Origin of the sequence: Synechococcus sp. MU1655 (assembly GCF_023630655.1) — a bacterium.
In the GTDB taxonomy this organism is placed as follows: Bacteria; Cyanobacteriota; Cyanobacteriia; order PCC-6307; family Cyanobiaceae; genus Synechococcus_C.
On the sequence record NZ_JAKUHK010000067.1, the window covers coordinates 1 to 8,084 of the forward strand.

The 8,084-nt window shown below is 55.4% G+C and carries 12 protein-coding genes; 9 read left to right on the forward strand and 3 right to left on the reverse strand.

Annotated features, from left to right (window positions below):
- The 3 genes from NCN04_RS04815 to NCN04_RS04825 all read left to right on the forward strand — a co-directional run.
- Positions 1–747, forward strand: a 747-nt coding sequence (locus NCN04_RS04815; protein ID WP_284498589.1) for a potassium transporter TrkG, incomplete at its 5' end; no start/stop codon positions are given.
- A 24-nt stretch (positions 748–771) separates the two neighbouring features.
- Positions 772–1,476, forward strand: coding sequence for a potassium channel family protein (locus NCN04_RS04820; RefSeq protein ID WP_048347293.1), 705 nt, complete (start codon positions 772–774; stop codon positions 1,474–1,476).
- A gap of 3 nt (positions 1,477–1,479) precedes the next feature.
- A complete protein-coding gene (locus NCN04_RS04825; RefSeq protein WP_250395344.1) occupies positions 1,480–2,634 on the forward strand; it encodes an anhydro-N-acetylmuramic acid kinase in 1,155 nt (384 codons plus the stop codon).
- Positions 2,635–2,709: 75 nt separating this feature from the next.
- Here NCN04_RS04825 and NCN04_RS04830 read toward each other — a convergent pair whose 3' ends face one another.
- Entirely contained in the window at positions 2,710–3,021 is a 312-nt protein-coding gene (locus NCN04_RS04830) for a ribbon-helix-helix domain-containing protein (protein ID WP_048347295.1), read from the reverse strand.
- Positions 3,022–3,158: 137 nt separating this feature from the next.
- Here NCN04_RS04830 and NCN04_RS04835 point away from each other — a divergent pair, with 137 nt between their 5' ends.
- Both NCN04_RS04835 and NCN04_RS04840 read left to right on the forward strand, forming a co-directional pair.
- A complete protein-coding gene (locus NCN04_RS04835) occupies positions 3,159–3,506 on the forward strand; it encodes a DUF8682 family protein (protein ID WP_250395345.1) in 348 nt (115 codons plus the stop codon).
- A 69-nt stretch (positions 3,507–3,575) separates the two neighbouring features.
- The gene (locus NCN04_RS04840) at positions 3,576–3,803 is read left to right on the forward strand and encodes a DUF8665 family protein (RefSeq protein ID WP_048348330.1); all 228 of its coding nucleotides are present in this window, start codon (positions 3,576–3,578) and stop codon (positions 3,801–3,803) included.
- On the opposite strand, the gene NCN04_RS04845 is transcribed toward NCN04_RS04840, so the two are convergent.
- Positions 3,781–3,984, reverse strand: a complete 204-nt coding sequence (locus tag NCN04_RS04845) for a hypothetical protein (RefSeq protein ID WP_250395349.1) — start codon at positions 3,982–3,984, stop codon at positions 3,781–3,783. The two genes, NCN04_RS04840 and NCN04_RS04845, sit on opposite strands and share 23 nt — an antisense overlap.
- 75 nt (positions 3,985–4,059) lie before the next feature.
- On the opposite strand from NCN04_RS04845, the gene NCN04_RS04850 reads away from it, so the two are divergent.
- Positions 4,060–5,784: an ABC transporter ATP-binding protein gene (locus NCN04_RS04850; RefSeq protein WP_048348332.1), complete on the forward strand. Its 1,725-nt coding sequence runs from the start codon at positions 4,060–4,062 to the stop codon at positions 5,782–5,784.
- 168 nt (positions 5,785–5,952) lie between these two features.
- Positions 5,953–6,087, forward strand: a complete 135-nt coding sequence (locus tag NCN04_RS04855; protein WP_256381377.1) for a DUF8642 family protein — start codon at positions 5,953–5,955, stop codon at positions 6,085–6,087.
- A gap of 21 nt (positions 6,088–6,108) precedes the next feature.
- Here the strand turns inward: NCN04_RS04855 and NCN04_RS04860 are convergent, their stop codons facing one another.
- Positions 6,109–7,227: a trypsin-like peptidase domain-containing protein gene (locus tag NCN04_RS04860; RefSeq protein ID WP_048347298.1), complete on the reverse strand. Its 1,119-nt coding sequence runs from the start codon at positions 7,225–7,227 to the stop codon at positions 6,109–6,111.
- 187 nt (positions 7,228–7,414) lie between these two features.
- Here NCN04_RS04860 and NCN04_RS04865 point away from each other — a divergent pair, with 187 nt between their 5' ends.
- Positions 7,415–7,675 (forward strand): DUF2973 domain-containing protein, encoded by a 261-nt coding sequence (locus NCN04_RS04865; RefSeq protein ID WP_250395347.1) that lies wholly within the window; start codon positions 7,415–7,417, stop codon positions 7,673–7,675.
- Positions 7,676–7,732: 57 nt separating this feature from the next.
- Positions 7,733–8,084: DUF8663 family protein (locus NCN04_RS04870; protein ID WP_250395348.1), on the forward strand; the 352-nt coding region annotated here is incomplete at its 3' end.

Below are 8,084 nucleotides of genomic sequence, written 5' to 3' on the forward strand. Positions count from 1 at the left end.
TGGATTAATCGCCAGCGGCTAAGACGGCGTCATCTCAGCCTGCACACGCGCCTCGTTCTACGCACCTCTGGTCTTCTCATCCTGATCGGAACCTTTGGATTAATGCTGACGGAATCACTGTCGATGGGCCATGTGCTCACAGGCATGGGATGGGGGGAACGGTTAATGAGCGCTCTTTTTGAATCAGTGAGTTCAAGGACCGCTGGATTCACCACGGTGCCCCTCTCTTTGAACAGCATTTCCGATTCAGGCCTGTTGTTGGTGATGACCCTGATGTTCATCGGTGCCAGTCCCGGAGGAACAGGCGGGGGAATCAAAACCACAACGGTGGCAGCCCTCATGGCCGCGACGCGCTCCACCCTGCGAGGTCACAATGATGTAGTGATTCGCCATCGACAGATCTCCGACAAAGTCGTGCTGCGCGCGTTGAGCATCACGGTTGCCTCCCTTCTTTTCGTCCTGGGGATGGCTCTTTTATTGGCATTAAGCAGCAACCTCAGCGGAGAAGAACCGTTCACATTCCTGGAGCTGGTTTTTACGTGTGTTTCGGCGTTTGCCACCGTTGGATTGGATCTAGGTGTCACACGCCAACTCGCTCCTTTTGGTCAATTGGTGCTCGTGATGGGAATGTTTGTGGGACGCCTCGGAATCCTCTTGCTGTTAAGCGCCATTTGGGAGAGTTTTAACCGCGGACATCTGCAGCGCGAGAATCGCGTTGGTTATCCCCGTGAGGATCTCTATGTCTAATCACCGATCCCAGGGAGCAGTGCAGTGAGGGAGTGGTGGCATTGGTCCCAATCCAACCCAGCAGCCCCTTCAAGTTTTGGGATTGTGGGGTTGGGTCGTTTCGGAAGTGCTGTCTGCAAGGAACTGATGCAAAACGGTGCTGAAGTGCTTGCTGTTGACCGTTCCTCCAAGGCCATCGAGGAACTACGCCAACTCGAGCCATCGATCGAAGCCCGCATCGTGGATTGCACCGATGAAGAAGCGCTTCGCGAAGCGGGGATCCTTGATATGGAAACCGTGGTTGTCGCCATCAGCGAACCCATCGAAGCCAGCATCACGGCCACCCTCATTGCCAAAGACAGTGCAGGAAGCAAGGTTCGGCGCGTGATTGCACGCGCAACCAGCGATTTGCACGAAAAAATGCTCAAGCGAGTGGGAGCCGATCGGGTGGTCTTTCCCTCTCGCATGCAAGGCGAACGGCTGGGTGTGGAATTGGTACGCCCCAACCTGATGGAACGACTCGAACTCGATAAGCATCATTCGATTGAAGAAATCAAGGTGCCTGGCCGGTTCGTGGGGCGCTCGCTGCGAGACCTCAACCTGCGCAAGAATTTTCGCGTGAATGTTCTTGCGGCAGGTCCGGCGAAAGAACTCATGGTCAACCCACCGGCGTCCCATGTGCTGCAAAACGGGCACGTTCTCGTGGTGATGGGTTTAACCGACGATCTACAAGAGCTTCCGAAAACCTGAGTCATGCGCGTTCTCGGATTGATGAGCGGCACAAGCGCCGATGGCGTGGATGCTGTCCTTGTCGAACTCTCCGGGTCCGCCGACCATCCCCGTTGGTCACTGCTGCGGTCTGCCTCGCTGGACTATCCAAGCTCGACACGACAACTGATCTTGGCCGTGAGCCAAGGCGAAGCCACAACCGCCGCCTCTCTCCTCAATCTTTCCGAAACGATCACCAAGATTCAGGCCACAGCAGCTGTTCAGTGCGACCCAGAGGGAGAGGCGCAGCTGGTGGGATGTCATGGCCAAACCCTTTGGCATCGCCCCCCCAACCGATCGAAAACTGGCGCACTTGAGCGTGGAGCGAGCTGGCAGATGCTCCAAGCACCCCTGCTAGCGCAACTACTGAAACGCCCTGTGATCTTCGACTTTCGGGCGGCCGATCTGGCCCTCGGAGGTCAAGGAGCACCTCTTGTTCCCAAAGCTGATGCGGCCCTTTTGGGACGAACCAAAGGTTGGAGAGCGTTGCTGAATTTGGGTGGCATCGCCAACCTCACCCTCATTCCACCTGATGCAGGTCCTGATCGAATCCAACCCGTCAGGGGGTGGGATTGCGGCCCTGCTAATAGCTTGATCGACCTGGCGATGGAGCAGTTCAGCGAGGGGAAGGAAAGCTGCGACCAGGGCGGCCGCCTAGCAGAGACTGGTCATTGCGATGAAGCCTTAATTCTCCGCTGGCTTGCTGAGCCTTACTTCCAGCTCAGCCCTCCCAAATCCACAGGTCGTGAAGTCTTCGGCCGAGACGATCTAACGAGGCGTCTTCAGGAGATGCAAGGACGGCCGATCGCCAATCAAATCGCGACGCTCACAGCCTTCACAGCCGCCGTTGTCGCACAGGATCTGCAACAGCTCTCCAACCAAAACCATCCCCTCCCTATCGAGCTGTTGGTTGCTGGAGGTGGCAGCCAGAACCTCACGTTGATGCGAGAACTCAACAAACGCTGCCGAGGTCTAAGACTGCGTCGCAGCGACGAGCTTCAACTCCCCAGCCAAAGCCGTGAAGCCATCGTGTTTGCTCTGTTGGCATGGTGGCATCACCTGGGATATCCAGGAAATGCACCAGCGATCACGGGCGCACAGCACGAGGTCGTCCTCGGAGTACGCGTCAATCCGGCTTGATTGCGCAGCAGCCGCGCAGTGAAGGCCGTATCCCAGTCAAAAAAGAGCTACAAAAGCCCCTGGAGTCAAGCTGGATCAACTCGGGCGGTGAAGTCTGACGCGACGTGGTGCGCCCCGTAGCCGACCGGTTTGCTTCGACTCAAGAGCACTGCGCAATTGCTCTGTTGACGACTGATGTGCATCGGCGACTGGAGCTGACACCTGCCTGTCACCTCCCTGTTCGTATCGCTGAACCCCTTGCTGAATCAACACCTTGGCCATGTTGCTGACCGTGCGCGATTCCTCCTCAGCCAACGCCGTCAAGCGGAGGCAAAGGTCTTCGGGGAGCACCACCTGAATACGAGGTGACTTTGGCTTCCCACTGGATGAGTTTTGGCGAGTGGCCACGACTCAGAAAGAGGCAGAGCTACTTAAAAGTGTACAGAGATGTGCAAGGGTAGTATCCAGCACTATGCTGCTGTCACGGATCAGATCTCTGATCCAACTGCAGGCCAGGCCCTCGGCCCACCCATTCCAGGAGTGCCATGACCCATTCCCAAAGACCGGACGTCAGCTCCCCCCAGCTACCAATCAGTAGCAAGCAGGCCCCTCGTCAAAACAAGCGTCAAAGCAACGACCGTCGCAAGACTCGGCGCCCGAGCCGAACCCCTGAAAACAGCGAAGTACTGGTTTCGGCTGTCATCAGCACCTACCTGCTCACCCATCTCCATCACGTGCTCCAACGCGCTGAATACGGCGCCGTTCAAGACGGACGCCGATCACAAGCAGCCAATTACGCCCAGCTGCGCAAAGTGCTTTGTATGGATGCCCGCAGCATGGAAGACGCGTCAGCCTCTGGGCTCAAAGCAACGGAGCTCGACCAAGCTGCATAGGGAGCTGCATCGGGAAGGGATGGCAGTTCGTGGTGGCGTGAATAAGGTTTCGTCAGAAGCATGACGATCATGTCCAACGCAGCTGCGCTGTACGCACGCATTGAGAATGATCAAAACCTCAGCAAGGGGTTATTCAGGCAGGCACTTCAAAATCCTTCAGGGGCCCTCGATTCCATCTGCGAAATCGGCACTCAACTCAACTTGCCTGTCACGCTCCAAGAGGTGAAGGAACACATCAACAATCTCGACGATGAGATCACCAAGCAATGGCTGATCAAGGCGAGGGGGGGGCTTTAATGTCTTCTGCTTCATTGGAGTCCTTGGACTCCAATGATTGGCCAGAGGGCGCGAAGGCTGGCTTGGGCGCAGAACGTTCTCGCACTCCGCCGCCGCCTGCCCAACTAAAAAACAACCAATAACTAATCACGGCAAGACCGGCTGCCACCACAAGGGCCGTGACTTGCTCCAGTCGACGCATTGAGCCTGCTCCCAGCTCCAGCAGTCTGCCTGGAAACCCCGACACGGGATGATGGGTTTTCCCTGCCTCCACTCCGTGCTGCGACTTGAGCGAGTCGGCAAGATTTATCCCACCGGAGAAGTTCTGCGGGATGTGACCTGGGAGGTCAAACCCGGAGACCGCATCGGCCTTGTTGGCGTGAATGGAGCAGGGAAATCAACCCAGCTAAGGCTGATTGCTGGCATGGAAGAAGCCAGCAGTGGCCAAATCGTGAAACAAGGCGAGCCAAAAATCGCTTACCTGCAGCAAGAATTCGATGTCGACCCCAGCCGCACGGTGAGAGAAGAGCTGTTTCAAGCCTTTGGCGAGGCCGCCATCGTGCTGGGCAAACAAAAAAAAGTTGAATTGGAGATGGCGGCCGAACGCGCGGCGCTCGATCCCGATCATCTCGACGAGCTCATTCACGAACTAGGGCGACTGCAGACCCGGTTTGAAGGACTGCATGGCTACGAGCTCGATGCACGAATCGACAAATTGCTCCCCACCATCGGATTCAAACTCGAGGAGGCAGACCGCCTGGTCTCGGACTACTCCGGCGGCTGGCAAATGCGACTGGCACTGGGAAAAATCCTCCTTCAAGACCCTGATCTTCTTCTCTTAGACGAGCCAACCAACCATCTCGACGTCGAAACGATTCAGTGGCTCGAGGGATATCTCATCGAACAAAAGGCGGCATTGGTCGTGATCAGTCATGACCGTACGTTTCTGGATCGTGTCTGCAATCAAATTGTGAGCACGGAGCGAGGCGTCTCGAGGGCCTACCTGGGCAATTACACCTCGCACCTCGAACAAAAAGCACTCGAGCAAGAAGCCTCACAAGCAGCCTTTGAACGGCAGCAGAAAGAGATCGCAACCCAACAGGCCTACATCGATCGATTCCGTGCCAGTGCAACGCGCAGCACCCAGGCCAAAAGCCGAGAAAAGCAGCTGGACAAGGTGGAGAGAGTGGATGCCCCGGTTGAGTCGGTGAGCGGACCCAGCTTCCGCTTTCCCCCCGCACCACGATCTGGTGCACAGGTGGCTGTCATCGACAACTTGACCCATTGCTACGGGGAAAACATCCTTTTCATGGAAGCTGATCTCGAAATCGAGAGAGGTGATCGGATCGCCTTTGTGGGTCCCAACGGAGCCGGAAAGTCCACCCTGCTCCGATTGATCATGGGCGTCGAAACTCCTGATGAAGGTTCAGCAAGACTCGGGGAGCACAACATCGTTGCCAGCTATTTCGAACAAAACCAGGCAGAAGCCCTTGATCTCACCAAAACGGTGATTGAGACCATGTTCGAAGCCGTTCCTGATTGGACACAAACTCAAGTGCGCTCATTACTGGGGAGTTTCTGTTTCAGTAACGACAGTGTTTTCAAGGAGGTTGCCAAACTTAGTGGCGGAGAGAAAGCACGCCTTGCCCTTGCCCTGATGTTGCTCAGTCCCTGCAATTTACTGGTTCTCGACGAGCCGACAAACCATCTCGATATTCCTGCGAAACAGATGCTTGAAGACGCACTATGCGACTACGAAGGAGCCGCTTTACTGGTATCGCATGACCGTTACTTCATCTCACGTGTAGCAAACAAAATCGTGGAAATTCGCGATGGTGAGCTCGTGACATATCTGGGAAATTACGCTTACTACCAAGATAAAAAGGCTGAGGAAAGGGCTGAAGCCGAGACCAAGCGACTGATTGCCGAGAAAGAAGCCAAGCGCAAAGCGAATCAGGCAAAGCAAAAAGAGCGCGCTTCCCGCAAAAAGAACGCTGCTTAGCCAGGGTTCTCAGCAGTCGCAAGATGAAACTTCACACTTGCTTAGGCAGGAAAACTCATTTCTCTTTACCAGTTCAGACGGTGTGGATAAGCTGACATCACTGATCCCCAGTCGGCTATGAACAACACGCAAGCACGTCATGTCACTGCCGCTGGGACACCTTCGTCCATGACTGAAAGCGCTGAGCATGCACAGGCTTGGGACGCCGTCGAGACCTATTTCGAGTGCATCACAACTTGCTCACTCGATGATGGCGAATGCATTACCCGTTGCGTAGAGCAACTCAAAGACACCGACGGCTAAATATTAAATACGAGATAACTATCAACGCAAAGATGTCATCTCAATGGGCGTAATTGCAAGCGTCATACGTTTACCAGACCGCATGACTTCAAGATTCAAGGGTCGATCCACTCCATGTCGATCGATCTCCGAAACAACTTCAGAGGGATTACTGATCGATTGACCATTGATTGACACGATCACGTCATCAACTCGCAAGTTTCCACGATCGGCGGGGCCACCTGGGACGACTGATCGAATCACAGCTCCAGGAGGAGCAGTTGCCCCTGGCCTGGGGGCAGGAACCGTTGAAAGCCCCACACCCACAATGGGGTGACTCGCCCTTCCCTGCTTGACGAGCTGACTGGCGATCGACCGTGCCCGATTGATGGGAATTGCAAAACCGAGACCTGCCCCTGGTCCTGACCGCACGAGGGTATTGATTCCAATCACATCACCACGGGCGTTCAACAACGGGCCACCCGAATTACCAGGGTTAATCGCAGCGTCTGTCTGGATGAGATCAAGACGCTTTCCTGAAATGCCCAGTTGTGACATGTTGCGATTGAGGTTGCTGACAATTCCCATCGTCACTGTGTTCTCAAGGCCAAAGGGATTGCCCACAGCGATAGCCCAATCCCCCACCTGAAGACGATCTGAATTGCCCAAGGGAGCCGTAGGCCATGGCCCTTTTGTTTCCAACTGCACAACGGCCAAGTCGGTTAGAGAGTCCTGCCCAATCACCCGACCAGCGACACGTCTGCCATCAGGCAGTCCCACTGTTACTCGATCCGCATTCTCCACGACATGAGCGTTGGTTAGAACCAAGCCTTGTTCATCAAAAATCACGCCACTGCCCTGCCCCCGCTCAACCCTTGAACGCGGAGCCGATTGAGATTGCATCCCAAAAAAGCGGCGGAGGAATGGATCCGCCATCAAGCTCCGAGGCAGTCCATTTCCAACCGACGCCCTGACAGTTCGCTGCGTTTCAAGAGTGACAACAGCCGGTCCGCTGCGCGCGACAGCTTGCGCAACGAACGAGGTCGGCGCAACGGCCTGTGCAGCCCCTGCGGCGAAGACTCGAGGCGGTTGCATCAGCATCCCGGGGAACGTCAATGCACCAGCGCAAACCAATGGGAGCAAAGGATTAGACACCGCCATGGCCGCGATTTCATCAATGTGATGAGTCCCATGACCTTAGGCATTGAATTCCTACAAAAACAGACCCATGTCCGGCGATTTCATGACTGGATACGACCGGGGTCCGCCAAATCAACGTCCGTTTGCCCAAAAGGAGCGATGATGGATTCGATGGTTCGGCCCATCTCCGAGTTCTGCGGTGATTGCCATGTTCAGCAGCCTGTTTCCTTTTGTCTATGGACTGATCTTCATCATCCTGTTGTGGCAAGCCTTTCGCGTGATGGGACGTGGATTCAATGCTGCCGGCAAACCTTTTGTGGCTGAGAAAGTCGTCGACCGGACAGGTCGGCTGACGATTCATCCTGAGCTCCTTGATGGAGACGGACGCCTCACGGAGGAGGATCTTTTGACCGTGCGATTTGGCGGCGATAGTGAACCTCCAAATCCAACTTCGAACCCCGGTGAATAAGTTGGGTTGATGGCAACTGCTTGAGTTGTCCTATTGACTCGTAAAGGGGACTCCTAGGTGGATCAACGAACACGGATTGTGGCTGCGGTAATCAAATCCGTGAAACTGCCGCCCCGCTTCCGCTTAAGGCTGTTGAAAGAAGATCCTGTTCGCCTTGAACTCAGCCTGACTCCTGCCTACGGGAAAGACCCCATTCAGGTGGGACTGGTCGAATCGTTGGATCTAGTGGCGCGCCGAGATCGGGAAGGCCGCATTCCACGAGATCTACAGGGCACATGGGACTGGACTGTGCGTCATCGCGATGTCAGCACGGGCGGCTGGAACCCCTATCTCAAGGAGGCATTGCAAACCATGTTTGAAACAGGGCTCCCCGCCATTGTTTATGAAGAGCTCACGGGAGAGGAATACC